Source organism: Mycobacterium sp. MUNTM1 (assembly GCF_054660795.1).
This window is the reverse complement of the sequence record NZ_BAAGDE010000171.1, coordinates 1-279: the sequence shown is the minus strand read 5'-3', so window position 1 is coordinate 279 and position 279 is coordinate 1. Positions and strand designations below refer to the sequence as shown.

1 pseudogene is annotated in these 279 nt (G+C 69.5%); it reads left to right on the top strand.

Features of this window, described 5'->3' with window-relative positions:
- Positions 1–279, top strand: a pseudogene (locus ACYQ8K_RS30285) (hypothetical protein); the annotation flags it as partial.

The window sequence follows — 279 nt, the reverse complement described above, 5'->3', positions numbered from 1 at the left end:
CTGGCCGCGGTCGCGACGGTCAACCAGCTGCGCACCGCGGTCAAGCTGGAACCGCGACCCGAACCCGAATCCCGGCCCGAGGGGCTTGAACCACGGGCCTCGATCACCAAGACCTCCGACGACGAAGGCGCCTGTTGGCGGATCACGCTTCCTCACCTCGATGCGGCGAAGTTCGACGCCGCCGTGGCCTCACACCGCGATGCGCTGATCGCCGAGTGGAAGCGCGATCACGATGATGGCGACCGCGCCCGCGATCAGCTGCCGCCGTTGCCGGGCACG